This is a genomic window from Microvirga sesbaniae (genome assembly GCF_025460805.1).
GTDB lineage: Bacteria > Pseudomonadota > Alphaproteobacteria > Rhizobiales > Beijerinckiaceae > Microvirga > Microvirga sesbaniae.
The window spans coordinates 143,903-169,727 of sequence record NZ_JAMXFJ010000013.1 but is presented as its reverse complement, the minus strand read 5'-3'; the positions used below and the strand labels follow the sequence as shown (position 1 = coordinate 169,727).

Here is a 25,825-nt window from a genome sequence, read left to right as displayed (position 1 = left end):
CGTCGCCCTTGCGCACCTCGAAGCGCATGGTGTTGTTGTCCGGGGAGGAGAAGCTCCAACGTTCATCAGCATTATCGACCTTGAGCGGGCCGATGCTGGATGAGATGTACGTGCTTTCAGAAGCGGATGGGGTCCACTGCGACGGAAGGATCGTAGCCATAGTCAAAATATCTCCGCCCCCAGTAATTATGGGGTCACTTAGATTGATAATGCTTCATAATTCTGATGGAGGATGCCGCATGAACATGCGGTATGTCGGTGAGGTGTCAATTTGTACTAACAAGACTGCACAGCAAACAGCTAAAACGTTTGCTCTACAAAAATCGACTATGCGAGTTTTTTCGGCCAAGTCTTGAGGATAGCCGCCAAATTCTTGTTTATCCGCGCCAATTTGGCGATTAAGAGCACACAGTGTTTGAAACGAGGCAGTATTATGAACCGCTCGCCCGAGTGCGCAGCAGGTTACGCCTCCAGTAAGTAGCCCAGACCAACTGAGCAAATGTCTTTCGAACTTGCAGCGCAGCCGGTTTGTCAGATCCCATCATTGATGTGATCCGGCAGATGGCCACGCCCCAAGGTGGAGCCGCAGCCTACCTGGTGAGATTGAGGTGCGCCTGCTGGTGGTGAATTGCAGGATCCACAGGAAGCGACGCGAGGATTTGGCCAGAGGGCGCTACGATGTCGAGCCGCCAGCCCTGCCATGATGCATCGAGGTCGAGTCCGCATCCCTCATGTCATGGATGGGTTGGAGAGCCATTGTCTCCGCTTCGTCTAAACCGATAACCTCAATGCCTGGATCGTCCGATATGATCTCGTGCTCACTGACAAGATGAAAGTAGCAGTGCATCGAGAGCCTCTGGAGCCCCGCGGTTAGCCACGCCACTCAATCAAGATCTTGATGCCATCGGTACGGCTCATGTCTCCATTCGGTGTCGATCACGTCGTTCACAAATTCTCGTGTGTCGTATTGGGCATACGGAATCGAAGAAGAGCGACTAACAGGGCTCCGATTACTGCGCCTGAACTGCTCCAGAGCATTCCATCGAGCCCAGGATGCCGGCCGGGAGAGAAGGTCTGCAAGAACTCCATAACCCCGCTATAGGCCGACAGTAGCACAACGACCAGCCACATGGGCTGAAGGGGATACGCCAAGGCTAAGAGACCAGCGGTGACGCCATAGGCAAACGCGTGTTCGAGGCCTGGGGGCGCAGGTGTCCGCAACTCTAGGTCCTGCGGGATGAGTGAGAGGTAAGTGATCAGGAGCACGCAGAACCAGGCCGAACAACGGAAGATGAGCGACCAGCTTCTTGGAGACACAGCACCCATTGCCCACCACCCAACTGTTGCGCACTGAATATGTACGCCAGACTGAGTTTATTTGCGCCCCCGGTCAAAGCTTCTCGTAAAACCGCAGCATCCGCCAATAGATCTCGATGACTTGGCGGACAGCCTCTCTCCTCGTCGGCACACGTCCAGAACGGGGTAAGGGGAACGTCGAAGTCACGCTCCAAGCCCAAAGACTAACCCTCTGGGCCACCTTCGACTTGGTGCACATTGCCGGTATAGGTAGGCCAAGAGTAGCTCTCCTATCCTCTCCTCATACCAGTCTCGACAGCAAGAGAAATTAGAGGGTGGAGATACCAAGCCGTGTTGGCATTGAGAGCCTTCAGGATTTTCGTAAGATCATCATGAGGGAGGCGTCTTGAACTGGCTTTGGCTGAGTCCGGCAACTTTATCTCAAGCACTGGATTGCAGGGCAAAGGGATACCCCATTCCCTCTTAGCGAGGGCAAAGCAGTGGTGGAGGATCGCAAGCTCTCGCCGGACACTTCCAGGCTGCACCACCAAAGGCGCTCATCCCGGTACTTGGCTGCTGAGGCAGGAGAGAGCTTATTCAGAGGAGTCTTTGCGATCTCATGAGCCAAGAGAGTTGCGAGGCGATAGCGCTCTGGTCCCGCTCCTCGCTTAGAGCCTCGGACGTGAAAAGTGGACACCACTTTTGAGATTCATCCCAGGCTCCCTCTCTTGACCGGCGCATCGTCCGATGCGCCAGTCAGCGTTACTGTATCACGATCCCTGCGCAACAGGTTGGCAACGGCGAGACCCCTGAGTTACCGTGTGGCCGTAGGGGCCTCAGTACGGTCAATGGACTTCTCCTGATCCCGAGCCCATGCCTGAGCATCGGCCTTTATAGCGAACGTCTTTGAGAGAGGAGGATAGCCCTCACGGCGCACCTGTGCCTGCCACGAGGAGCCGCGCTTAAGAATGGAAGCCATACTTGTGATCCGTCTCGCTGTGACAACGTTGTGACAGATCAGTCAATTCGGTGGAGGGAGAGCCTTAGCTCTATTTGAGAGACCCTAACGATTTCCTTACGTTAAGGCTTGGTGGAGCTGAGGGGAAACTAGCTCACGATCAAGAAACTTAAAGGAATCAAGGATTTCTCTCTGTGGTCCACCCGATGTATGACAGATTTGTGTACCACTTAACAGCTCCTATCGATCTGCTTCCCACTATAACCTCAGGTTCAACTGTGCGGGCCTCTTCACGGGGCCTGACTGGGCAATAACCCTACTATCCGCTATTAGGACAGGAGAGAACTTAGCTGGAAGCGAATCCAGCAAGCGTTGAGAGGGGCTGTAAGATGAACGCCGAAAGATTGAAGGGAGTTGTTGATTTCCTGCTCGCTCGCGAAAGGAAGATCAACATTCAACAGGCGCTGCAAGCATTTGTAAGCGCACTTAACAATCTAGTTGGCTCACCTACACACCCACCTTATCAAACGGAGGTGGCAGAGAGATTGACAGAACTCGATAATGGAGTTCGTAAATTCTACAATCAACTGACTCCGGCTGAGATCAAATCCATTGAGGGAATTGGTGGATTGCCGTTCTTTAGCTCAGAGCTTGTGGACACATTAAAGGACGCGGTTGCCCAGAATGCAATGACGCCAGCGGTCGTTCAGCAACGAACCAATGAGCTCATAGGTAAGCGGCAGGCTTTCCTTGAAACGTTGACCAACACATCCAACAGCCTAACCCAGCTAGGTATCAACTCTGATTCACTCGAAGAAGGCGAGGCAGAAATTGGCTTTCAAATACCTCGTGACATCTTCGAGAACGAGCTTGATGGCCTAATAGGTGAGCTCCGGGCGATTCGGCGCATCATCCGTGCTTTCTCTGAGCTTGCCACAGGCTCTGTTGAGCCTATCGAGGTTCGTCAGATCTCGACCAGTGATCCCTTTTTCTTCTTTGGCCTAGACGTGGCTACGGTTACTCAATTGGGATTAGTGGTTGTTTGGGCACTCGACAGATGGAAGCAAGTGGAGGAGATCCGAAAGCTTCGATCCGAGACGCGTAAAAACAAGAGTTTTAGCGAAGAGGAAATAAAGACGTTTTTCGACAAAAAAATCGAAGACACTGTGAAAGCAGCGATAGACCAGAAAACTACGGAGCTAGTCGGCCCAGCAGATGGGAAGGCTGGTCGCAAAGAGGAACAACGTGCCGATATCAGCTGGGCTCTAGAGAGCTTACTAGCTCGGATAGAGCGTGGGATGACAGTCGAGGTTCGTTTCCTTCCACCTACCGCTTCGGCAACAGACGAGAGCGGAGGAGCAAGTGGACAGACTGAGGACTTCCAGACGCTTAGCGAGCTTGCACCTCAATTGGTATTTCCTGCAGCAGATGCAGCTCCTGTGCTGGCTATCCCCCGAGCCGAACCCGAGAAAAGTCCGCGGAAAGCAAAGGCCGCAGAGTAGGTCGGCTTACCTCCAGTCTCCTGTCATTCGAGGGCGATTAGTTGGCCGCTCCGACAGGTTTGTCTCCTAAGCTGTACAGCGCACTCGGTGACGTGAAAGTAGCCACCACTGACAAGTAATGTAGTGAGAGGATCAAGGGCCGAATGAGAGCCATGGGACAGGTATAAGTGTCAACTATCTCGTATACCTGGATGTTCATCATGTGAGACGGCCCGCCCTCCCAATTTTTCAGAGTATATGACGGCTCATCTGCTCTTAAGAGGCGGATCTGTAGGGCGTATTACAGAACAGCAATAGGCAGAGTGCAGACGCCTGCAAGGGCCGGGTCGGTTTTATAGGGTAGGTGCATCTATTGTGTATTACATCTGTATTACAGGGATCTGTAATGCGCCTCCTTTTCGGAAAATTTTGTCCGAAAATTTTCGGAGAGTTAGAGAGACGCACCCCCTCACGGCCTCAACCTCGGTTTTCCAACCCTTCGATGCGGCCCAGCAGATCGCGGACCTGACTATGCCCCCAGCTCCCGCCACGTGGTGTCGGAATGCCGAGAGCATTAAGACCGCCCGCGATGGCGTTGAACGAGGTGCGGCCCTGGGCTTGAAGGGTGCGAACGGTTGGCGCTAGATCGGATGCCCGTCGATCCGCAACTGTGATACGAGCGATGCGGGCGCGCTTGCAGTCCTCAGCAGTGCCTGCTCGGCCCCGAAAGCCCCCAAGTTGCATTCCACGGGCTTTAGCGGCTGCGAGCGCTGCTTTCGTGCGATCAGAGATCATCTTTCGCTCGGCCTGGGCGACGACTGCCATGATGCCTACAACCAGCTCGTTGGCTTCCGGCATATCGACAGCGATGAAGCGAACCCCGGCATTTTGGAGGCCGAGGAGGAAGGCGGCATCACGGCTTAAGCGATCCAATTTGGCTATCAGTAATACGGCGTTGTGGATGCGGCAGGCTGCAAGGGCGGCTGCGAGCTGGGGACGGTCGCTGCGCTTTCCAGACTCGCATTCCACATACTCGGACAGCAACTCCCAAGAACCACCATTCAGGTAAGACAGTACCGCCGCGCGTTGGGCTTCGAGGCCAAGCCCCGACTTCCCCTGTCGCGCTGTTGAAACCCTGAGATATGAAATAAAGCGACGCTTCGGCACTGGCCTCTCCCGCATTGGCAGTTGCATGCAACGACCGTTGCAAATTTCTGCCAGCCAAATGCAGGTGCCTGCAAGTCAAAGTTATGAAATCACCTCAGCACAATGGACATGTTAGGTCACTATTCCTCGCCTGCGTCGGACGTGTCGGTCCGACGAACCAGAGCAAGACAATTCCTCGATTATACAATGGTGAACGAAACCAACCCAATAATCCTCGATCGAAACACGTTCCTTTTGAGGTACTATGCGGCTCCCACCTCTATAACTATCATACGAAGGCCCTGTTCGGAGGTGCCAGATGCGGTGGCTGCAAGGCTTAGTATTATCGCTTTTGATGATCGCGAGTGTCGCATTTGCCCAGCAAATTAGCTTTCGAATTATGTCGAGGAGCTTAATCGAGGATTTTGGCGAGCCTCCTTTAGGTGCCGCAAGATCTGCAGCAGCCCGGCCCTTGATCCGTCTAGCTCTCGACGTAATCAAAGACTTCGAAGGATGGGTGGATGTCGCTTACGATGATCCGGCGGGATACTGTACAATAGGTTATGGGCATCTAATCTCTCTCAAAAGGTGCAATGAAGTTGACCTTGCTGCAGTAGATGCGGGTAAGTACTCTAGTAAGTTGTCTGAATCATCTGGCTTAGATCTTCTTGAAAAAGATACTGTGACAGCGAGGCTGGCTATCCAGAGTCTTGTCTCAGTAGACTTAACAGACGAGCAGTTTGGCGCTCTTACATCGTTCGTTTTTAATATAGGTAAAGAAAATTTCAAGCGATCGACGATGTTGCGCCTTTTGAATGCGGGCGAGTTTGACTTCGCTGGACGGCAGTTTTCTCGATGGATTCGAGCAGGCGAAGTTATCCCTCCTGGGCTTGTTGCAAGACGTGCATGTGAGGAGACACTATTTAGACATCAGCTGGCTTATGGGAGAGATGGACGGTTCAATCGTGGCGATTGTGTTTCTCTTGGTGCTGCTCCCTCCGCTGGTTCATTGATCGATATTGAGAAGGGTGAGTAAGCGGGCGATGGAGATGTACCGTGAGCTTCCAATCCAGTATTCCCTCGTGGCTATATCGATGCATCAGCGTAACCATTCTATGTAGCTGGTTAGGCCTAGGCTATTCTTATGCCCAATCGGCAAGCAGCTTCTGTGTTAAAGAATATTTTGCGCGCCAAACAAAAGAGGGAACAAAGCTAGGCATTGCCGCGTCAGACGTCGAAGAGTTAATTCAAGAAGTAGCAAGATCAATTGGCCTAATGTCAAATGGCATAGTGATTGTTCCATGCGACCAATCCTCAAAAGTTTATGCATGGTACGCGGGGGCGAGCGTCATCGGAGTGCCAGAAGGTGAGTATATATTATTTGATCCTACTTGGGTTCGGGAAGTAATTGGCAATGATCGTGTTCAGGCCATTGCACTCTTTGGACATGAACTTGGACATTTCTTGAACAGACATTTCTCTGCTCGGCAGAAAGTCCCCAGAAAGGAGCAGGAAACAGAAGCGGATCGCTTCGCAGGATGCGCCGTCGGACGAATGGGTGGCAATTGGGAAGCGTTGGAAAGTCTACTGTCGCGCTTACGGAACGAACGTGATGATCTATATCCCGATCGTTTAAAGAGTTTGGAAGCAGCTAGGTTGGGCTTTGACGAGTGCATTCGTTCACATGAGCAGCCCGCTGCCCTGACAAACGATAGCGCAGGTTCCACCGCATGCGCGAAGTACCCTTCACTTTGCGATGGAGCCTTAACACGAACAGAGCCGCCTCGAGCGATTGGAAAGCTCGAATGTTTCAACGGTCTCGGCGATTGCCCAATCCTGCCCAAAGTAAAAAAGAACTGTGTGAACGGGCTCGGAGATTGTGATGGCGGCAACTGAGCTAAAACTTACTACTTCGATCTGGGGTTAGCGCTATGACGTGCAACCGTCGCGTGTTCGGCACGCTTTTGATCTCGAGTTTTCTAAGTGCTGTGTCGAACCAATCTGCTACCGCTTTTTCAGCGCGTGATGATGCGAGGCAGGGATTTAGCCGCTCGGGTGATGACGCTCTTGACCAAGCATTTATTGCAGAGCTCAAACGCATAGTGAGCGTTCTAAATATCAATCCGGGGTTTCAGTACATAGATGAGATGAATAGCTATTCGACAATTGAAGTGTATATACCAGGCACCAAAGGTACAGTGTTTTTTGGTGTCCCACTAATCAAAATGTTGATGATGGAGCCCGATGGCGGCATAGCTGTTGCCGGAATTGCAGCTCATGAGTGTGCCCATGTCTTACAGTATGTTATTGACATTCCGTCAAAGCTACGCACCACTTCTGGTTCTGTTACTCTTCTAGAGCTACATGCAGACTTCTTAGCAGGGTATTACATTGGAAGACGTAACGGGGACGGATCCAGTTCTATAATTCGGCTTTCTTCTGCTTTGTATAAATTTGGCGATTATGACTTCAAAAGTCCCGCTCATCATGGCACCCCAGCTAAGAGGTCCGCGGCCGCCGAAAAGGGGTATGCAGTTGCGCAAAATGGCGGCAAGCTTCAAGATGCTATAGAGGCAGGTATGAAGTACGTGAAAGAGCTTTAGACTTTGCCATCTAAAATAGGATCGGCGCTAGCGAGTTCAGCAAATCGTTTGATGCTCCCTTCCATGTGCCTGCCTCATGCAGAGGAGGATTTGGATTGGTAGATCCTTCTTAAGCTCAGTCCAGGAAACTCGACACGGCGCACATACGTTGCAAGGTGGTCGGGATCATAGCCCTTTCCGTAATTCTGGCTTGAGTTCTTGCTAGCATTCCATCCGCAGATAGCATCGCGAATAGGCAGCGGAGTTTCAGTCGCATCAAGGGCATCTTTGAACGTGTGGCGAAAGCTATGGAATCCGAGCTTCGGAGACTTCACGCCAACGCCCTTGAGGAATGTTCGGTTGAACCGCTTCGAGAAGCGTTCGCTGTAGTAGCCATGACGAGAGCTGCTTACATCCTCGAAAACTCGTGACTCTCCCGACGCAGTGCGATCTCTAACGAAATCAATGAATCCCAATCCGATGAGAACCGGATGCAGAGGCACATTTCTCTTGCTGTGGCGGTTTTTGACCCGCTTGCCGTTCTTGTCATTGATTGACAGGTACCAAGTGCCTTTTTTGGTTGCTTCTAAATCAGAGATCTCAAGCTGGCAGATCTCATTCAGGCGCATCCCTGAGAAAACCCCTATCAACGGTACCCAATAATCTGCCGTTCTCGCGGACTCCTGTTCTGAGAACAAAGCGGCGCAGAAAATTGCTTGGAGTTGCTCAAGGGTGAAAGGGTCCCGGGCTTCGTTTGCTGCTGTTCTCTCTCCGAGAGCCTCTAATCGATCCGCTGGGCTGGATGATATCAAGCCCTCTGCAACAGCCCAGTCGAGCATCATTCTTAAGGCCCGCAGATATGTATCCTGAGTGCCACGCTTCATAACTGGGAGGCGCAGTGCCTTTCCTTGCTTGATAATCTCAGCAAGGGGAGTATAGCGCCCGAAGTGCTTCCACATATTCGAGGGAAGCTCGTTTAAGGTATTGCGGAACTCGCGACACTGTTGGCGGTCGAGGTGATGAATCAATGTCTCTCGACCCAAAAATTCAGCTACGAGGTCCAGCGCGGCCTTTAGCTTCTCTTTACGCTTAATCCCTGTCTGCTTGGATAGGTTGTAGTCAGCGAGGTACCTTTGGCAAAGCTGCTCAACCGATATGGACTTCTCTGTTGGGTTTTTAAAACGAGGGTTGAATGTTTGGGCGGCTATCCCGTCTTGGAACCAAGCAACGGTACGCTTCTCGACCTCGATCATAGCTTGCCGAATAAGGTCCCGAGCGTGATTTATCTGATCCGGGCCTAGCGCACGGTCCAGTCCATTCTCTCCAAAGAGTTCCTGTTCAGTAATGCCGACGTCTTGCTGGGTAGAGAGGTCAACCGGATTCTCATAGTGATCTATGAGCCGCTGACTATGCCACCAAAGATCATCTCGATCTTCAAGGCGATCAGCCCAGTCGACGTTCGATAGATCTTTTAGGGTCTGCTCAGATGCCGTTTCGACATAACGATGTATGCGTCCCTCGATCTCGCGTAGGGACAAGCTGGCTGCACGGCGAGACTGCCCCGCTCTAGTTGCTCGCTCTGCTCGTATCTTTGAAAATACGGCATCGAACTCGGCAGCTTTCAGGTTTCTACGAACCTTAGCTTCGGCATAGCTCTCGGTTTGGAGGCTTGCCTTAAGTTCCTTCGCCCCCTTGAAGGCATCTGCAAGGTCGAGCGGGATACGCCTACGGTAATACCAAATATTGCCACGCTTAACGAGACCGGGCGGTTTAGACACGTCTGACATACCCTAATGTGTACCAGATCTGTGGACCACATCGAGGCGGAAGCGCTTTGAATTCCCAAGATTTCTCGATTTACCAACCGTTTAGGGAGAGGTTGGTGGAGCTGAGGGGATTCGAACCCCTGACCTCTGCAGTGCGATTGCAGCGCTCTCCCATCTGAGCTACAGCCCCGGCCGGTTGAATCGAGCCAAGTAGCGGAGGTTTTAGGCCTGCCGGCTTTGATCTGTCAATCGGCCGGTTGAGACGTCGAGACCGCCTCCGGACGGGAGGAGCCGACCGGCCGGAATGGTTATGGGTTGTTCAGCCCCGCTTCAGTCGCTACATGAGCAACGCCGATCCCCGACAGGTTTCCCATGCGCGCCCTCCTCAACGTCATTCTGCTGGCCCTGCAGCTCTATACCTACCTCATCGTCGCCTCGGCGATCCTGAGCTGGCTCGTGGCCTTCAACGTGGTCAACACCCGCAACGATTTCGTCCGCTCGATCTGGAGCTTCCTCGACGCGGTGACCGAGCCGGTCCTGCGGCCGATCCGGAGCATCCTGCCCAATCTGGGCGGGGTCGACATCTCGCCCATCCTCCTGATCCTGCTGATCATCTTCATCCAGAACCTGATCGTCGATTACCTGATGCCGATCGCCTTCTAGAGCATCGGACGGAAAAGTGGACCCGGTTTTCCGTTCTGACCGATGCTCTCATTCAAGAAGAAAGCATCGGATGGATCCCAAAAGTGCAAGTCCACTTTTGGGTCCGATGCTTTAAGGGGGGCGGGGCCTTGGCCTGGAGCCTCCGCCCCGGCGGCCTCGAGGTCCGGGTGCGGGTGACGCCCCGGGGCGGGCGGGACTCGCTCGACGGGGTCGAGCGCCTGTCGGACGGCCGGACGGTGCTGAAGGTCCGGGTCAGGGCGGTGCCGGAGGACGGGGCCGCGAACGAGGGCGTCCGGCGCCTCCTCGCCAGGACGCTCAAGGTCCCGGCCTCGGCGGTGAGTCTCGAGACGGGCGCCACGGCGCGGTTGAAGACGTTTCTCATTTCAGGCCAGGGGGAGGAGCTTTCCGCCGCTCTCGCCGCATTGACAGGACGGGACATCCCATGAGCGCCACGATCATCGACGGAAAAGCCTATGCCGAGGGATTGCGCGGCCGCATCGCCGGGGCCGTCAGGGATCTGGCCGGCCGGGGCGTCGTCCCCGGGCTCGCCGTGGTGATCGTCGGCGAGGATCCGGCGAGCCAGCTCTACGTGAAGAACAAGGCGCGCCAGACCGTCGAGGTCGGCATGCGCTCCTTCGAGCACAAGCTTCCGGCCTCCACCGGCGAGGCGGAGCTCCTCGACCTCGTCGCCCGGCTCAACGCCGACCCGGCGGTGGACGGCATTCTCGTGCAGTTGCCGCTGCCCCGGCAGATCGATGCCCAGAAGGTGATCGAGGCCATCGATCCGGCCAAGGACGTGGACGGCTTCCATCCGGTCAATGCCGGCCGGCTGATGACCGGCGTGCCGGGCCTGGTCTCCTGCACGCCGCTCGGGTGCCTCCTGCTCGCGCAATCGGTGCGGCGGGACCTGTCCGGCCTCAACGCGGTGGTGGTCGGGCGCTCCAACATCGTCGGCAAGCCCATGGCGCAGCTCCTCGTCGCCCAGAGCTGCACGGTGACCGTGGCCCATTCGAAGACCCGCGACCTGGCCGCCGTGTGCCGCGGCGCCGATCTTCTCGTGGCGGCCGTGGGGCGGCCAGAGATGGTGCGCGGCGACTGGGTCAAGCCCGGCGCCATCGTGATCGATGTGGGCATCAACCGGGTGCCGAACCCGGCCGCCGGCGAGGGCAAGACCAAGGTGGTCGGCGATGTGGCCTACGCGGAGGCCGCAAAGGTCGCCTCCGCCATCACGCCGGTGCCCGGCGGGGTCGGCCCCATGACCATCGCGTGCCTGTTGCGCAACACGCTCGAGGCCGCCTGCCTGAGGCGTGGTCTGACCATGCCGGCGGTGGATTTCGCCGCCTGACCGCCTCGGACGCGGCGCCGCTCCCGAGGCGGGCGCGGATCAGTTCGCCGCGAAGCAGTAGAACAGGCCGGCGCCGCCGGTGCCCTTCAGGGCGTCCTGGCTGCACCCGCCGCGGGAGGCGTGGGACGAGTTCCAGGACTTGGCCGGGGGCGACTCGTCGAGGCCCGTGCGGTCGTGATGTCCGAGCATGGCCGCTCCCTCCGCGCCGCTCCTCGTCCAGTTGCCGCAGGTCATGTCCTGGCTGCCCGCGAAGGCGGTGCCGTCGGGCTGCGAGCCGGTGAGCATGTCGTGCTCGTTGGGCTGGTCGCCGCGGCCCTTCACCGGCTCGCCCTTCTCGGTCAGCGCCGTCTGCTTGGTCAGGTTGTTGCCGGTCCCGTGCAGGTCGGCCACGTCCTTGGCGATCACCACGCCCTTGGCGTTCTGCCACGGTCCGCGTCCGATGCGGTCCTTCGCATGGGTGGCCGTCGCGCCCCCCGTCGCCTGTGTCGAGAGATAGGCCCGCCAGATCTTGCCGCGAATGCCGGCGGCCTCCGCCAGAGTCTGGCAGTGCCGGTCCGCCCCTTCGAGCCCGCCGAGATCCGCGCCCTTGCCGGAACCGACGCTGGTCACGAAGAACGTGGTGTCCTGGACGCTCTGGGCCTGCGCGCCGCCCAGGGGGGCGAGGGCCACGAGGCCGACGGCGGCGATAAGCGATAGGCGGTCCAATCCCTGCATTGCTTCCTCCTTGCTGGTGTCCTGCCGTGCTGTTCGGGCGGACGGGCGTAAAGACGCTTCAGGCGCAGAATCATTCCCTGTTCACGGGGTTGTGAGGGCGGCCGGGACGCGGATCAGGCATCCCGGCGCAGATGTTCCACCAGCTGCCGGGCCGAGGGCGGCAGATCCTGCAAGGACCTGATGCACAGGGTGAGGTCGCGGGCCGCCCAGGCGTCGTCCAGTTCGACCGGGATGATGGCCATGGTGCGGGCGGCGCGGCGGGCGGTGGTCTCGGGCACGATGCCCAGGCCCACGCCGGCCTCCACCATGCGGCAGACGGCGTCGAAGCTCCTCAGCTGCACCCGCAGGCGGATCGGCTTGCCGATCCGCGTCGCCTTGCCGGCGAGGAAGCGCTGGAGAGCGCTTGCCCGGTCGAGGCCGACGAAATCGTGCTCGAGCACTTCGGCGAAGGGGATGCTGGCCCGGGCGGCCAGCGGATGGCCCTTCGGCACCACGAGCACGAAGCGGTCGCTGCGGAACGGGTAGGTCTCCAGCCGGCCCGTATCGACGGTGCCGGCCACGATGCCGAGATCCCCGACGCCCTCCGCGATCAGCCCGACGATCTCGTCGCTGAGGCGCTCCTCCAGGTCGATGGAGACCTGCGGGTGCTCGGCCAGGAAAGCGCCAAGGGCCTCGGGCAGGAACTCCGTGAGGGCATTGGTGTTGGAGAGGATCCGGATCTGTCCGCTCAATCCGCCCGTGTAGGAGCCCAGATCCTCCCGCAGGCGCTCGGCCTGGGCGAGGAGGGCGCGGGCATGTTGAAGCAGGGTCCGGCCGGCGGGCGTCGGGGTCACGCCCGCGCGGGTCCGCAGGAGCAGGGGGGCGCCGAGGGACTTTTCCATGTTGCGGATGCGGGTGCTCGCCGCCGCCAGCGCCAGATGGGCCCGTTCGGCCCCGTGGGTGATGCTGCCCGCCTCGACCACGTGGCGGAAGAGGCTCAGATCTGTCAGATCGAATTGCATAGGTTCCCTTCGTCAATCGCGAAGGGAGATAAGAATAATTAAAAATTGTGCGATAAGCGAGCGTGGAGCAAACTTCGCGGCTGACGAAGTGTGCCGGTTGCCGAGGGTTCGGCAGAAGGTGCATTGCGGTGTTGCCGCGCTTCCGTTACGAACCGTTCCAAACTACGGGCGGCCGACGTCGCCGATCAGGAGTGAACACCATGGCTGAGGCGAAAGTGGCCCCGCGGCCCCTGTCCCCGCATCTTCAGATCTACCGGTGGAGCTGGACGATGGCGATGTCCGTCGCCCACCGCATCACGGGCGTCGCCCTCTACGGCGGCATCGCGCTGTTCGCCATCTGGCTCGTGGCGCTCGCCTCCGGGCCCTCCGCGTTCGACGCCGTGCAATGGTTCTTCGGCTCGCCCCTCGGGTACCTGATCCTGTTCGTCTACACCTGGATCCTCATGCATCACATGCTGGGCGGCGTACGCCACCTGGTGTGGGATTTCGGCCACGGCATGGAACCGGCCCAGCGCATCAACATGGCCCGCTTCACCCTCGTCGGCTCGGTCGCCCTCACCCTGGCGATCTGGATCGTCGCCTTCATCGCTTTCTAAGGAGCAGGTTCATGGCCGACAACAGGGCTGATACCCGCGTTTCCATGCGCACACCGCTCGCCCGCGTGAAGGGCCTCGGCGCCTCCGGGCACGGGGTGGAGCATTGGTGGATCCACCGCGTCACGGCGGTGTCGAACGTTCCCCTGATCATCTCCTTCGTGATCATCGTGGCGGCGCTCGCCGCCTCGCCGTCCTACCAGGAGGCGATCGCCGTCATCTCGCATCCGCTGGTCGCGATCATCCTGATCCTCGCGGTGATCTCGGTCACGAACCACATGCGGCTCGGCATGCAGATCGTCATCGAGGACTATGTCCACCACAAGGGCCAGAAGATCGCCGCCGTCATCGCCAACAATTTCTACGCCGTGATCATCGCGGTGGCGTGCCTCTACGCCATCCTCAAGGTCAGCCTCGGCCGCATCCTCGCTTAAGGAATTCTCCCATGGCTCAAGCAACGAACGGCGCCGCCGTCAACGGCAAGGCCTATACCGTCATCGACCACACCTTCGACGTGGTGATCGTGGGCGCGGGCGGCGCGGGCCTGCGCGCCACCGTCGGCTGCTCGCAGGCCGGCCTGCGCACCGCCTGCATCACCAAGGTGTTCCCGACCCGCTCGCACACGGTGGCCGCCCAGGGCGGCATCTCGGCGTCGCTGGGCAACATGGGGCCGGACGACTGGCGCTGGCACATGTACGACACCGTCAAGGGCTCGGACTGGCTCGGCGATCAGGACGCCATCGAGTACCTCGTGCGCAACGCGCCTGCGGCGGTCTACGAGCTCGAGCACTGGGGCGTTCCCTTCTCGCGCACGGCCGAGGGCAAGATCTACCAGCGCCCCTTCGGCGGCATGACGACCGATTTCGGCAAGGGCACGGCGCAGCGCACCTGCGCGGCCGCCGACCGCACGGGGCACGCGATCCTGCACACCCTCTACGGCCAGGCGGTGAAGAACCAGACCAACTTCTTCATCGAGTACTTCGCCCTCGACCTGATGATGGATTCCGACGGCCGCTGCGTCGGCGTCGTGGCTCTCAACCAGTCCACCGGCGAGATCCACCGCTTCCGCGCCCACATGACGATCCTGGCCACGGGCGGCTACGGACGCGCCTATTTCTCCGCCACCTCGGCCCATACCTGCACGGGCGACGGCAACGCCATGGTGCTGCGCGCCGGCCTGCCGCTGCAGGACATGGAGTTCGTGCAGTTCCATCCGACCGGCATCTACGGTTCGGGCTGCCTCATCACCGAGGGCGCGCGCGGCGAAGGCGGGTACCTCACCAATTCGGAAGGCGAGCGCTTCATGGAACGCTATGCGCCCTCCGCCAAGGACCTCGCCTCCCGTGACGTGGTCTCGCGCGCCATGACCATGGAGATCCGCGCCGGCCGCGGCGTCGGCAAGAACAAGGACCACATCTATCTCCATCTCGACCACCTCGACCCCAAGATCCTGCACGAGCGCCTGCCGGGCATCTCGGAGAGCGCCAAGATCTTCGCGGGCGTGGACGTCACCAAGGAGCCGATCCCGGTCCTGCCGACCGTCCACTACAACATGGGCGGCATCCCGACGAACTATCACGGTGAGGTGCTCACCCTGAAGAACGGCAACCCGGACACGGTGGTGCCGGGCCTGATGGCGCTGGGCGAAGCGGCCTGCGTGTCCGTGCACGGGGCGAACCGCCTCGGCTCCAACTCCCTGATCGACCTCGTGGTGTTCGGCCGCGCGGCGGGGCTTCGCTGCGCCGAGATCCTGGAGCCGAAAGCCCGCCACGCGGACCTGCCCAGGAACGCCGACGAGCTCGCCCTCTCGCGGCTCGACAAGTTCCGCTACGCCAACGGCTCGACCTCGACGGCGGATCTGCGTCTCCAGATGCAGAAGACCATGCAGAACAACTGCGCGGTGTTCCGCACCGGCGAGGTTCTGGAAGAGGGCCGCAAGCTCATCCACGACGTCTGGAACGCGGCCGCCGACATCAAGGTCACGGACCGCTCCCTGATCTGGAACACCGATCTCCTCGAAACCCTGGAGTTCGACAACCTGATCGGCCAGGCGGTCGTCACCATGGAGGGCGCGGCCAACCGCGAGGAATCCCGTGGCGCCCACGCCCGCGAGGACTTCACCGAGCGCGACGACAAGAACTGGATGAAGCACACGCTCGCCTGGCTCGATGACACCTCGCACACGGTGACCCTCGATTACCGCCCGGTGCACACCTACACCATGTCGAACGACATCCAGTACATCGAGCCGAAGGCTCGCGTGTACTAAGGAAGACGAAAACGATGGCTCAGTTCACGCTTCCCAAGAACTCCAAGTACACCGAAGGCAAGACCTGGCCGAAGCCGGAAGGGGCTTCGAACGTCCAGGAATTCCGCATCTACCGCTGGAACCCGGACGATGGGCAGAACCCGCGCATCGACACCTATTACGTCGACCGGGACGATTGCGGCCCCATGGTTCTCGACGCGCTTCTGTGGATCAAGAACAACGTCGATTCGACCCTGGTCTTCCGCCGCTCGTGCCGCGAGGGCATCTGCGGCTCCTGCGCCATGAACATCATGGGCGGCAACACGCTCGCCTGTACGCTCGGCATCGACGATTGCGGGTCGGGCTCCATCAAGATCTACCCGCTGCCGCACATGCCGGTCCTCAAGGATCTGGTGCCTGACCTGACGAGCTTCTTCGCCCAGCACGCCTCGGTCGAGCCCTGGCTCCAGACCGAGACGCCCGCGCCCGAGACCGAGTGGCGCCAGACGCCGGAGGAGCGCTCCAAGCTCGACGGGCTCTACGAGTGCATTCTCTGCGCCTGCTGCACCACTTCCTGCCCGAGCTACTGGTGGAACGGCGACCGGTTTCTGGGGCCGGCGGCCCTGCTCCAGGCCTATCGCTGGCTGATCGACAGCCGCGACGAGAACACCGGCGACCGGCTCGACAACCTGCACGATCCGTTCCGGCTCTATCGCTGCCACACGATCATGAACTGCGCCAATACCTGCCCCAAGGGCCTGAACCCGGCCAAGGCCATCGCCGAGGTCAAGAAGATGATGATTGCGCGGGTCGTATGACGCTGCGGTAATGACGCTTCCTTGCAACAACTTCGCGAAAAGGCGCCTCAAGCGCCTTTTTTTGTGTCTGCCGATCCCATATGTCGAAGCCGGAACCCTGTTGGCCTGGGTTCATATTCCTTACCCTAGCCTGGGCCGCACACACCGTCCGAAGAGACGGCCACGCATGCGAGGACCAAGATGACGAAGCCTCTTTGGCTGACGACTGCTGTGATGTGCTCCGCCCTGGCGCTCGGCGCGTGCTCCTCGACCCGGCTCGGCGGGCCGCCGAGCCGCAGCGCGGCGGCGCCGATCACCGAGGTCCCGCCCGTCGAGGCCGTGCCGTCGGGCCCCGTGGAGGCGGCGCCGCTGCCGCCGCTCGCCGGCGCCCCGCTCGCGCCCGACATGACGGCTCCTCCCCCCAGCGGCACGGACATCGCCGGCCTGCCGCCCGCGCCCCCGCCGCCGACCATCGGGTCGCCGGCTCCCGCTCCCGCGGCGGCTCCCGCGAGCCGCACCGCGATGGTGGGCAACTGGAGCGTCCAGACCTCCGGCGGCTCGTGCCGGGTCCAGCTGTCGAGCTCGCCCGCCCTCGACCTCTACCGGGCCTCGGCCTCCGGCTGCTCGAACCAGGACCTGTCCAAGGTCAATGCCTGGGACTACCGCGACGGGGAGGTCTATCTCTACCAGACCGGCGGCTCGGTGGCGGCGCGCCTGCGCGGCTCGTCCTCGTCCCTCAGCGGCGTCCTCGCCAAGTCCGGCGCGCCGCTCTCCCTCACGCGCTGATCGGTCGGCAAAGCCGACCCGCCCTTGGCGGCTGATCCTGCGACGTCATGGCCGGGCCCGTCCCGGCCATCCCGATCCGGTCAGGCGCCGAGCTTCTCCCGTAAGCGGAGCAGTTTGGGGGCGCAAGCTTGAACCGTTGTGCAGAGAAGGTTCGCTACGAAGCGACGCCCGCCCCCGCCATTCCGCTCAACCTGTCTTCCGCTTGGCTAAAATCAACGCCAGGGGATTGGGCCTCGCCTCACCGACCCGATGGAGCGTGTTTCGGTCCTGATGAGCAAAAGGTGTGTCCCGGCCATGCACCAGCAGTTCGGTATCGGTCACATAGCTCCAGCTCCCGTCCGGATGGAAGGTAATCGTGATCTTGTAGGTGTCCGTGCGGAACGCCTGCTCCAGAAAGGTTGTCGAGCAGATGCCGTATCCGGTCTGCCCGCGGGTCGCCATCACGACGATCTCGTCGGAATCGGCTGTCGTCTGGCCCGCCGCGAGGGCGACTTGCCCGCGGGGAATAGCGATGGTCTGCATGACGAGGCCGGTCGCCGGCTCCCAGAGCCAATAGCCGACCTGATCGTGGAAGGTGATGTCCTCCTCCTCGGTCGTGATGTGGATGTGGTAGCGCAGGCCGTAGAGCAACTGCGGCCCGTTGGTCTGCGGATCGATCGCCTGGAAGTCGATGGTCTCGATGAACACGCGCCGTTCCGGACCGTCCGCCTTCGGGTTGAGGTCGACCCCCTTGCGTGCGCGCCAGCGCCCAGCCAGCCGCCGCAAAGGACCCAGATTGTTGAGCGTTTCCGGGTCGACGTCGTTGGGTTCGGTGAAAACGTCTGTGAGGGCAGTCATAGGTGAAGGCGTCATGACGGAACCTTTCTGTTTACAGGTGAAGGGACAAGCGGCGCCGACAACAATTGTCCGCCGGGCGGCGACTATGCGGCGGTGGTGTGCAAGGCGGCCTCAGGCTACTCCGATGATGAGGTCGGCGAGCGGCGGGATCCTTGGCCGATCCCCATTCAGGCCGAGTCTGTCCCCGAGATAGTCGAAGAACGCCAGCCCGAGCTTGCGGCAGGTCTTCGAGAGCCCCAACATCACATCACGCGCCATGCGGCCATCCACACTCATCGTGCCGCCAGAGATCTTGCGCTTGATCACCCAGGCACGCAGGTCGTTCTCGGAGGCATTGGTGTGCAGCGGGATCTCGGGCCGCTCGAGCACCCGCAGCAGTTCGGCCTTGCGCCGCGCCAGGCGGGCCAGCAAGTCGTCGAGCTCCTTGTAGCCGGTGCGCAGGCCAAAGATCCGGTCAAACTGCCACCGGAAGGCCCGCTCCCCACCTGGCGAGGGGCTTTGCTTCCACAGCTTCAGGCTCCGATGGAAGCACCAGATCGCCTCACGGACCAATTCCACCGCCTGGGCCTGCTTGGGGGAGGCCGGCATCAGCTTCTGCAGGTGCCGCTCGGCATGAACCCAGCACAGGGCGTGCGTGGCCACCCGGAACTGGCCGGCATCGTCAGAGACCACGACGGTGTTGGCCATCAGCCCGTGATGGCGGAGCGCACCCCAGGTGGCAGCTTCGTCCAGCACCTGCAGCAGAGGCCGGTCGAAGATGTTGATCGAGCAGCGCAGCAGATGCTGCCACCACTCCATCTGCGAGCCGAACACCTGGTCCGGATGCGCGGCCAGCCGGGTGATCACGGCGGCTTCGACGGATTGCGCCCGCAGATTATCCAGGGCGGCCTCGTTGACGACGTAGTCCTCGCAGCCACCCCGCAGCAGCGTCAGGAAGTTCAGGCGCGATTTCGATCGGCTGGTGCGGAAGACGCAAAAGCGTTCACCGCCGATCTGCGTGGTGACCCCAGGACGGCGGGCATGGCGCGCCCCGGTGTCGTCGACGGTGAGGTAGGGCGAGGAGACCAAGCCGGCCTGCAGGATCGCGGCGTCCTCCTGCGCGAAGGGCTCCAGATCGGCGGTGAGCAGGCGCACCACCTCCCGCTTGGAGATCGCCAGGCCGATGCCGTTCAGCAGATCGGTCAGGCGCTCGGTGGTGACCTGGCCCTGTGTGTGCAGGGCGAGACAGAACCGCCGCACGCCCGGCCCGAACCCACCCGTGATCCCCGCGGGCAACGGGGCGATGAGGGTCTGACCCTCGGGCGTGAGCCAGCGTTCCCGCTTGTAGCGCACCACCTCGGCAACCAGCACCAGATCCCGCTGCACCACCGTCTTGTAGCCTTTGAAACGCGAGCCGGGCGGAGCCTCCACTGGAATCGTGACCTCGCGGGTGACCCGATCTCGTTTGGCGCCACGGCCGGGGCGCCGGCTCGGGCCCGTGGGTCGCGGCTGAGTGGCTTTGTCCATGCCGGAGGCTTTGAAGGGCGGGCGCGGCGGCAGGTGCTTGAGCCGGGCGATCTCGTCCTTCAGGGCCTGGTTGTCAAGGCGCAGGTTGCTGTTGTCGAGGCGCAGCTGCTCGACCTCCTGCTCCAGCCGATCGATTTTGCTGGCCAGATCCGAGATCAACTGGCGCAGGGCCGTCGAGGACAGGGGCTTGCTGGACCGACCGGGCGGCGATGTCATACCTGGATTGAATCATGAATGCCCGGTCGGAGGAATCCCTGCCCCCAAAAAGCCCCGGTTACCTTCTCCCGATCGGGATGACTGGCACGAGGCCGGTGACGACGGCAGGCCGACTTTTCGCACAAGCCCGCCCGAAGACGTTTGCGCTGCAAGGCCGGGAGGGGTATCGGTCATCCCGTGAACGACACCTCCTTCTCCTCGCCTCAATCCATCACGGCCCGCTACAATGCCCTGGTCACGTCGGGCGCGATCGAGCGCGATCCGGCCCAGGTGGCCCTGCTCAAGCGGCTCCAGGCGCTGGCCGAGAGCCTCGCCAGCCACCGCCTCGCCCGCAAGCCCAGCGCGCTCGGCTGGCTCTTCGGCCAGAAGAGCAGCGCGCCCCCGAAGGGGCTCTATGTCTGGGGTTCCGTCGGACGCGGCAAGACCATGCTGATGGACCTGTTCTTCGAGGCGCTGCCGGTCCGCCGCAAGCGCCGGGTCCACTTCCACGCCTTCATGGCCGATGTGCACGGGCGCATCCATGAGTACCGTCAGAAGCTGAAAACCGGCCAGGTCTCGGGGGACGATCCCATCGGTCCCGTGGCGGAGGCTCTGGCCGACGAGGCCTGGGTGCTGTGCTTCGACGAGTTCACCGTCACGGACATCGCCGACGCCATGATCCTGGGGCGCCTGTTCACGGCCCTGTTCGCCCGGGGCGTCGTGGTGGTGGCCACCTCCAACGTGGAGCCCGACCGGCTTTACGAGGGCGGCCTCAACCGCTCGCTTTTCCTGCCCTTCATCGGGCTGTTGCAGGAGCGGATGGCCGTGGTGAAGCTCGAATCCCGCACCGATTTCCGGCTCGAGAAGCTCGCCGGCAGCCCGGTCTTCTATACGCCCGCCGACGAGCACGCCCATGCGGCCCTGACCCGGGCGTTCAAGAGCCTGACCGGACGCGAGCAGGGCAAGCCCCTGACGATGACCGTCAAGGGGCACCCCGTGGAGGTGCCGCAGGCCGCCGGCGGCGTGGCGCGCTTCGCCTTCGGGGATCTCTGCTCCAAGCCCCTAGGCGCCGCCGATTACCTCGCTCTGGCCGAGGCATTCCACACGGTCATTCTCGAGAACATCCCGACCATGACCTTGGAGCGCCGCAACGAGGCGAAGCGCTTCATTCTGCTCGTCGACGCCCTCTACGATGCCCATGTGAAGCTCCTGGCCTCGGCCGAAGCCGAGGTGGACGCGCTCTATCATGCCGATAGCGGGCGCGAGGCCTTCGAGTTCGACCGCACCGTGTCCCGGCTCATCGAAATGCGCTCGGAGGAATACCTGTCCTTGCCGCATGGCCGCTCGGACTCGGAAGCCTCCGGCAACACCACGGGGCTCGCCGAGACATGAAGCGGCCCTCCGGCGCAGCCGTGCGGCCGGCTGAGACCGCCCCCGCCGACACCCGTCTTCTCGCCATCGCGGCCCATCAGCTCAGGGAGCATGGCCCCAGGCACGTCACAGTGGTCGGCATCGCGGACGCGGCGGGCATGACCCATGCCAATGTCTATCGCTACTTCGCCAGCAAGGCGGCGCTCATCGACGCGGTGGCCGGGCAATGGCTGCGGCGGATGGAGGCGACCATCGCGGACATCGCGGATTCTCCGGATCCCGCCGACGACAAGCTGGAGCGCCTGATCCAGGCCTGGGCCCGGATCCACCGCGACCTCCTGAAGGACGACCGGCATCTCTTCGACGTCTATTGCACGGCCACCGAGACGGCCCGTCCCCTCATCCGCAAGCACCGGTCCCGCATGCGCGTCCTGATCGACCGGGTGCTGGACGAGGGGATTACGACGGGCAAGTTCGACCCCCGGGACCGGGAGAAGGCCCATTCCTTCGTGACGGATTCCGTCTACCGCTTCATCAACCCGCTTACGGTCCGTCTCGACGCGGAGGTGCCGCAGGACATCCTCGACCAGCGGCTCGCCACCATGACCCGGGTCGTTCTAAGAGCCCTGGCGAACGGTAGCGTGTAACGTTAGTTACAATTTTCAAAAAATGTAACAGGAAAATTCCGACCCCTGTCGAACAGTCAAGATCCTGTAATCGCGAAGACTTTTCGAACCGTTAAGCTTGCCGAGACTTTTCTCGGGGCTCAAAGCCCCACCCGTTAACCTTTTGCTCGCTTGATGACGGACCATCTCTCATGGCAAACAGCGCCACCTCAAAAAGGCTCATGCCAAAAACCCAAGGACAGACCATGGCCCGGAAAAAGATCGCGCTCATCGGTGCAGGCCAGATCGGCGGAACGCTCGCCCATCTCGTCGGCTTGAAGGAACTCGGCGACGTCGTTCTCTTCGACATCGCGGAAGGCATTCCCCAGGGCAAAGGTCTCGACATCGCCGAATCCGCGCCGGTCGACGGGTTCGATGCCAAGTACAAGGGCGCCAACGACTACGCGGCCATCGAAGGCGCCGACGTGATCATCGTGACGGCCGGCGTCCCGCGCAAGCCCGGCATGAGCCGCGACGACCTGATCGGCATCAACCTGAAGGTCATGGAAGCGGTCGGAGGCGGCATCAAGCAATATGCCCCGAACGCCTTCGTCATCTGCATCACCAACCCTCTCGACGCCATGGTGTGGGCGCTCCAGAAGTTCTCCGGCCTGCGCCCTGAGAAGATCGTCGGCATGGCCGGCGTGCTGGACTCGGCCCGCTTCCGCCACTTCCTGGCCGAAGAGTTCAACGTATCGGTCGAGGACGTGACCGCCTTCGTGCTCGGCGGCCACGGCGACGACATGGTGCCGCTGGTGCGCTACTCCACGGTCGCCGGCGTCCCGCTGCCCGACCTGGTGAAGATGGGCTGGACCTCCCAGGAGAAGCTCGACGCCATGGTCGAGCGCACCCGCAAGGGCGGCGGCGAGATCGTCAACCTGCTCAAGACCGGCTCCGCCTTCTACGCGCCCGCCGCCTCGGCGATCGCCATGGCCGAGAGCTATCTCAAGGACAAGAAGCGCGTCCTGCCCTGCGCGGCCTATCTCAACGGCCAGTACGGCGTGAAGGACATGTTCGTGGGCGTGCCGATCGTGATCGGCGAGAACGGCGTCGAGCGCATCGTCGAGGTCGCGTTCTCGGCCGACGAGAAGGCCATGTTCGAGAAGTCCGTCGCGTCGGTGCAGGGACTGGTCGACGCCTGCAAGCAGATCAACTCGGCTCTCGCCTAAGATTCCTCAAGGACGTCGGGGCCGGGCGCAGACCCGGCCCGTGCGCCTTCAACCGCTGATGCGGAGAGTAACGAATGAACATCCATGAATATCAAGGCAAGGCAGTCCTGAAGGAATTCGGCCTTCCCGTCTCCCGCGGCAAGGCGATCTTCTCGGCCGACGAGGCCGAGGCTGCGGCCAAGGAGCTCGGCGGTCCGCTCTGGGTCGTGAAGTCCCAGATCCATGCGGGCGGCCGCGGCAAGGGCAAGTTCAAGGAAGCCGCCGCCGGCGAGAAGGGCGGCGTGCGCCTCGCCAAGTCCGTCGACGAGGTGAAGCAGTTCGCCCAGCAGATGCTCGGCAACACGCTCGTCACCGTGCAGACCGGCGAGGCCGGCAAGCAGGTCAACCGCCTCTATATCGAGGACGGCTCCGACATCGAGACCGAACTCTACCTGTCGATGCTCGTCGACCGCGCCACCGGCCAGGTCGCTTTCGTCGTCTCGACCGAAGGCGGCATGGACATCGAGCAGGTTGCCCACGACACCCCTGAGAAGATCCTGACCTTCTCGGTCGATCCGGCGACCGGCGTGATGCCCCATCACGGCCGCACGGTCGCCAAGGCGCTCGGCCTCAAGGGGGCGCTCGCCAAGGAAGCCGAGGACCTGGTGACCAAGCTCTACAAGGCCTTCATCGCGAAGGACATGGAGATGCTGGAGATCAACCCGCTGATCGTCACCAAGGACCAGCACCTCAAGTGCCTGGACGCCAAGATCTCGTTCGATTCGAACGCCCTCTACCGTCACCCCGAGGTGATGGAGCTGCGCGATCTCACGGAAGAGGACGAGAAGGAGATCGAGGCCTCCAAGTTCGACCTCGCCTATATCGCGCTCGACGGCACGATCGGCTGCATGGTCAACGGCGCCGGCCTCGCCATGGCGACCCTCGACATCATCAAGCTCTACGGCGAGGAGCCGGCGAACTTCCTCGATGTCGGCGGCGGCGCGTCCGAGGAGAAGGTGACGGCGGCGTTCAAGATCATCACGGCCGATCCGAACGTGAAGGGCATCCTGGTCAACATCTTCGGCGGCATCATGAAGTGCGACGTCATCGCCCGCGGCGTCATCGCCGCCGTGAAGACCGTCGGCCTGCAGGTTCCCCTGGTGGTGCGCCTCGAGGGCACGAACGTGGAAGAGGGCAAGCAGATCATCCGCGAATCCGGCCTCAACGTGATCCCGGCGGACGACCTCGACGACGCCGCCCAGAAGATCGTGAACGCCGTGCGCGGCGGAAAGTAAGGTTTCGAGCTGATGTCCATCCTCATCGACAAGAACACCAAGGTCATCTGCCAGGGCTTCACCGGCAAGAACGGGACCTTCCACTCCGAGCAGGCCATCGCCTACGGGACCAAGATGGTCGGCGGCACCTCGCCGGGCAAAGGCGGCTCGACGCACCTGAACCTGCCCGTGTTCGACACGGTCATGGAAGCGCGCGAGAAGACCGGCGCCGACGCCTCGGTGGTGTACGTCCCGCCGCCGGGCGCGGCGGACGCCATCTGCGAGGCGATCCAGGCCGAGATCCCGCTCATCGTGTGCATCACGGAAGGCATCCCGGTGCTCGACATGGTGCGCGTGAAGCGCGCCCTCGAAGGCTCCAAGTCGCGCCTCATCGGGCCGAACTGCCCGGGCATCGTGACGGCCGGCGAGTCGAAGATCGGCATCATGCCGGCCAACATCTTCAAGCCCGGCTCCGTCGGCATCGTGTCGCGCTCCGGCACCCTCACCTACGAGGCCGTGTTCCAGACCACCAATGAAGGCCTCGGCCAGACCACCGCGGTCGGCATCGGCGGCGACCCGGTGAAGGGCACCGAGTTCATCGAGATGCTCGACATGTTCCTGTCCGATCCCAAGACCGAGTCGATCGTCATGATCGGCGAGATCGGCGGCTCGGCCGAGGAAGAGGCGGCCGAGTTCATCGCCCGCGAGGCCAAGAAGGGCCGCAAGAAGCCGATGGTCGGGTTCATCGCGGGCCGCACGGCCCCTCCCGGACGCCGCATGGGCCATGCCGGCGCGATCATCTCGGGCGGCAAGGGCGGCGCCGAGGACAAGATCGCCGCCATGGAGGCCGCGGGGATCCGCGTGTCCCCGTCGCCGGCTCGCCTCGGCAAGACCCTGGTCGAGGTTCTCAAGGGGAACTAAGCCCAAACGCGCGAGACAGCTCGAGAAAGCCCATGGCACCGCAACCCACTCCTCACCACAACAGGCTTCACGCGCTCGCCGGCGCGTGGATGGGTGAGGAGGTGGTTGCGGACACGCCATGGATGCCCGGCGGCAAGGCTCGGAGCTTCGTCACCGCGAAGCCGGTCCTCGGCAGCTTTTTTCTGGAGCAAGATTACCGCCAGGAACGTGACGGTCAGGAAACCTTCCGCGCCAAGGGCCTGTTCACGTTTGATTTAGACCGGAACGAGTACAGGCTCTTCTGGTTCGACAATCTGGGGTTTGCACCCGCAGACCCGGCCGGGGGAGCGTGGGACGGGAACACGCTCTCGGTTATCCGCAAATCATCGCGCGCCTTGGCGCGCCATACGATCACGATCCGCAGCCCTCACGAATACGAGCAAGTTATTGAGAACTCGTGGGATGAGGGCGCGAGCTGGATGCCTGTAACGACAGGGTTGTACAGGCGCCGCTCAGACGATCACTCGCCTCTGTCACACGTTGCTTGAGGAAT

The 25,825-nt window shown here is 61.3% G+C and carries 24 protein-coding genes and 1 tRNA gene; 18 read left to right on the top strand and 7 right to left on the bottom strand.

Annotated elements, in window-relative coordinates; translation table 11 throughout:
• Positions 1 to 2,643 precede the first annotated feature (2,643 nt).
• The gene (locus OCW50_RS18540; protein WP_262298588.1) at positions 2,644 to 3,756 is read left to right on the top strand and encodes a hypothetical protein; all 1,113 of its coding nucleotides are present in this window, start codon (positions 2,644 to 2,646) and stop codon (positions 3,754 to 3,756) included.
• 456 nt (positions 3,757 to 4,212) lie between these two features.
• Here OCW50_RS18540 and OCW50_RS18535 read toward each other — a convergent pair whose 3' ends face one another.
• Positions 4,213 to 4,902, bottom strand: a complete 690-nt coding sequence (locus tag OCW50_RS18535; RefSeq protein ID WP_262298587.1) for a recombinase family protein — start codon at positions 4,900 to 4,902, stop codon at positions 4,213 to 4,215.
• A 298-nt stretch (positions 4,903 to 5,200) separates the two neighbouring features.
• On the opposite strand from OCW50_RS18535, the gene OCW50_RS18530 reads away from it, so the two are divergent.
• Genes OCW50_RS18530 through OCW50_RS18520 form a run of 3 tightly spaced genes read left to right on the top strand, consistent with a single transcriptional unit; the run spans position 5,201 to position 7,484 of the window.
• Complete coding sequence (locus OCW50_RS18530; RefSeq protein ID WP_262298586.1) at positions 5,201 to 5,917, top strand: lysozyme; 717 nt, start codon at positions 5,201 to 5,203, stop codon at positions 5,915 to 5,917.
• Positions 5,918 to 5,937: 20 nt separating this feature from the next.
• A complete protein-coding gene (locus tag OCW50_RS18525) occupies positions 5,938 to 6,777 on the top strand; it encodes a M48 family metalloprotease (protein ID WP_262298585.1) in 840 nt (279 codons plus the stop codon).
• Positions 6,778 to 6,830: 53 nt separating this feature from the next.
• Positions 6,831 to 7,484 (top strand): M48 family metalloprotease, encoded by a 654-nt coding sequence (locus tag OCW50_RS18520; RefSeq protein WP_262298584.1) that lies wholly within the window; start codon positions 6,831 to 6,833, stop codon positions 7,482 to 7,484.
• Positions 7,485 to 7,558: 74 nt separating this feature from the next.
• Here OCW50_RS18520 and OCW50_RS18515 read toward each other — a convergent pair whose 3' ends face one another.
• Both OCW50_RS18515 and OCW50_RS18510 read right to left on the bottom strand, forming a co-directional pair.
• Positions 7,559 to 9,241: a DUF6538 domain-containing protein gene (locus OCW50_RS18515; protein WP_262298583.1), complete on the bottom strand. Its 1,683-nt coding sequence runs from the start codon at positions 9,239 to 9,241 to the stop codon at positions 7,559 to 7,561.
• Between the two features lie 102 nt (positions 9,242 to 9,343).
• A tRNA-Ala gene (locus tag OCW50_RS18510) sits at positions 9,344 to 9,419 on the bottom strand.
• 182 nt (positions 9,420 to 9,601) lie between these two features.
• Between OCW50_RS18510 and OCW50_RS18505 the strand changes: the two genes are divergently transcribed.
• From OCW50_RS18505 to folD, 3 genes are all read left to right on the top strand, one after another.
• Entirely contained in the window at positions 9,602 to 9,892 is a 291-nt protein-coding gene (locus OCW50_RS18505; protein WP_262298582.1) for a YggT family protein, read from the top strand.
• Between the two features lie 128 nt (positions 9,893 to 10,020).
• Positions 10,021 to 10,338, top strand: a complete 318-nt coding sequence (locus tag OCW50_RS18500) for a DUF167 family protein (protein ID WP_262298581.1) — start codon at positions 10,021 to 10,023, stop codon at positions 10,336 to 10,338.
• A complete protein-coding gene (gene folD / locus OCW50_RS18495; RefSeq protein WP_262298580.1) occupies positions 10,335 to 11,237 on the top strand; it encodes a bifunctional methylenetetrahydrofolate dehydrogenase/methenyltetrahydrofolate cyclohydrolase FolD in 903 nt (300 codons plus the stop codon). Before OCW50_RS18500 ends, folD begins: the two co-directional genes overlap by 4 nt.
• Positions 11,238 to 11,276: 39 nt before the next feature.
• Here folD and OCW50_RS18490 read toward each other — a convergent pair whose 3' ends face one another.
• Positions 11,277 to 11,951: a hypothetical protein gene (locus OCW50_RS18490; RefSeq protein ID WP_373371472.1), complete on the bottom strand. Its 675-nt coding sequence runs from the start codon at positions 11,949 to 11,951 to the stop codon at positions 11,277 to 11,279.
• A gap of 113 nt (positions 11,952 to 12,064) precedes the next feature.
• Entirely contained in the window at positions 12,065 to 12,952 is an 888-nt protein-coding gene (locus OCW50_RS18485; RefSeq protein WP_262298579.1) for a LysR family transcriptional regulator, read from the bottom strand.
• Between the two features lie 200 nt (positions 12,953 to 13,152).
• Here OCW50_RS18485 and sdhC point away from each other — a divergent pair, with 200 nt between their 5' ends.
• The 5 genes from sdhC (at position 13,153) to OCW50_RS18460 (ending at position 17,376) form a co-directional block, all read left to right on the top strand.
• A complete protein-coding gene (gene sdhC / locus OCW50_RS18480; RefSeq protein WP_173947427.1) occupies positions 13,153 to 13,548 on the top strand; it encodes a succinate dehydrogenase, cytochrome b556 subunit in 396 nt (131 codons plus the stop codon).
• Between the two features lie 11 nt (positions 13,549 to 13,559).
• Positions 13,560 to 13,979, top strand: coding sequence for a succinate dehydrogenase, hydrophobic membrane anchor protein (gene sdhD / locus OCW50_RS18475; RefSeq protein ID WP_262298578.1), 420 nt, complete (start codon positions 13,560 to 13,562; stop codon positions 13,977 to 13,979).
• Positions 13,980 to 13,990: 11 nt separating this feature from the next.
• Positions 13,991 to 15,814, top strand: coding sequence for a succinate dehydrogenase flavoprotein subunit (gene sdhA, locus OCW50_RS18470; RefSeq protein WP_262298577.1), 1,824 nt, complete (start codon positions 13,991 to 13,993; stop codon positions 15,812 to 15,814).
• A gap of 14 nt (positions 15,815 to 15,828) precedes the next feature.
• Positions 15,829 to 16,611: a succinate dehydrogenase iron-sulfur subunit gene (locus tag OCW50_RS18465; protein ID WP_262298576.1), complete on the top strand. Its 783-nt coding sequence runs from the start codon at positions 15,829 to 15,831 to the stop codon at positions 16,609 to 16,611.
• Between the two features lie 180 nt (positions 16,612 to 16,791).
• The gene (locus OCW50_RS18460) at positions 16,792 to 17,376 is read left to right on the top strand and encodes an AprI/Inh family metalloprotease inhibitor (protein ID WP_262298575.1); all 585 of its coding nucleotides are present in this window, start codon (positions 16,792 to 16,794) and stop codon (positions 17,374 to 17,376) included.
• A 186-nt stretch (positions 17,377 to 17,562) separates the two neighbouring features.
• Here the strand turns inward: OCW50_RS18460 and OCW50_RS18455 are convergent, their stop codons facing one another.
• Positions 17,563 to 18,228: an FABP family protein gene (locus tag OCW50_RS18455; protein WP_373371471.1), complete on the bottom strand. Its 666-nt coding sequence runs from the start codon at positions 18,226 to 18,228 to the stop codon at positions 17,563 to 17,565.
• A gap of 96 nt (positions 18,229 to 18,324) precedes the next feature.
• Complete coding sequence (locus OCW50_RS18450) at positions 18,325 to 19,935, bottom strand: IS66 family transposase (protein ID WP_262298573.1); 1,611 nt, start codon at positions 19,933 to 19,935, stop codon at positions 18,325 to 18,327.
• Between the two features lie 177 nt (positions 19,936 to 20,112).
• Between OCW50_RS18450 and zapE the strand changes: the two genes are divergently transcribed.
• From zapE to OCW50_RS18420, 6 genes are all read left to right on the top strand, one after another.
• Positions 20,113 to 21,306 (top strand): cell division protein ZapE, encoded by a 1,194-nt coding sequence (zapE, locus tag OCW50_RS18445; protein WP_262298572.1) that lies wholly within the window; start codon positions 20,113 to 20,115, stop codon positions 21,304 to 21,306.
• Entirely contained in the window at positions 21,303 to 21,932 is a 630-nt protein-coding gene (locus OCW50_RS18440) for a TetR/AcrR family transcriptional regulator (RefSeq protein WP_262298571.1), read from the top strand. Before zapE ends, OCW50_RS18440 begins: the two co-directional genes overlap by 4 nt.
• 224 nt (positions 21,933 to 22,156) lie before the next feature.
• Positions 22,157 to 23,119, top strand: a complete 963-nt coding sequence (gene mdh / locus OCW50_RS18435) for a malate dehydrogenase (RefSeq protein ID WP_262271966.1) — start codon at positions 22,157 to 22,159, stop codon at positions 23,117 to 23,119.
• Positions 23,120 to 23,193: 74 nt separating this feature from the next.
• Positions 23,194 to 24,393: an ADP-forming succinate--CoA ligase subunit beta gene (sucC, locus tag OCW50_RS18430; protein WP_262298570.1), complete on the top strand. Its 1,200-nt coding sequence runs from the start codon at positions 23,194 to 23,196 to the stop codon at positions 24,391 to 24,393.
• Between the two features lie 12 nt (positions 24,394 to 24,405).
• Positions 24,406 to 25,293, top strand: coding sequence for a succinate--CoA ligase subunit alpha (gene sucD, locus OCW50_RS18425; protein WP_262271968.1), 888 nt, complete (start codon positions 24,406 to 24,408; stop codon positions 25,291 to 25,293).
• 32 nt (positions 25,294 to 25,325) lie between these two features.
• Positions 25,326 to 25,820: a DUF1579 family protein gene (locus OCW50_RS18420; protein WP_262271969.1), complete on the top strand. Its 495-nt coding sequence runs from the start codon at positions 25,326 to 25,328 to the stop codon at positions 25,818 to 25,820.
• Positions 25,821 to 25,825: the final 5 nt, after the last annotated feature.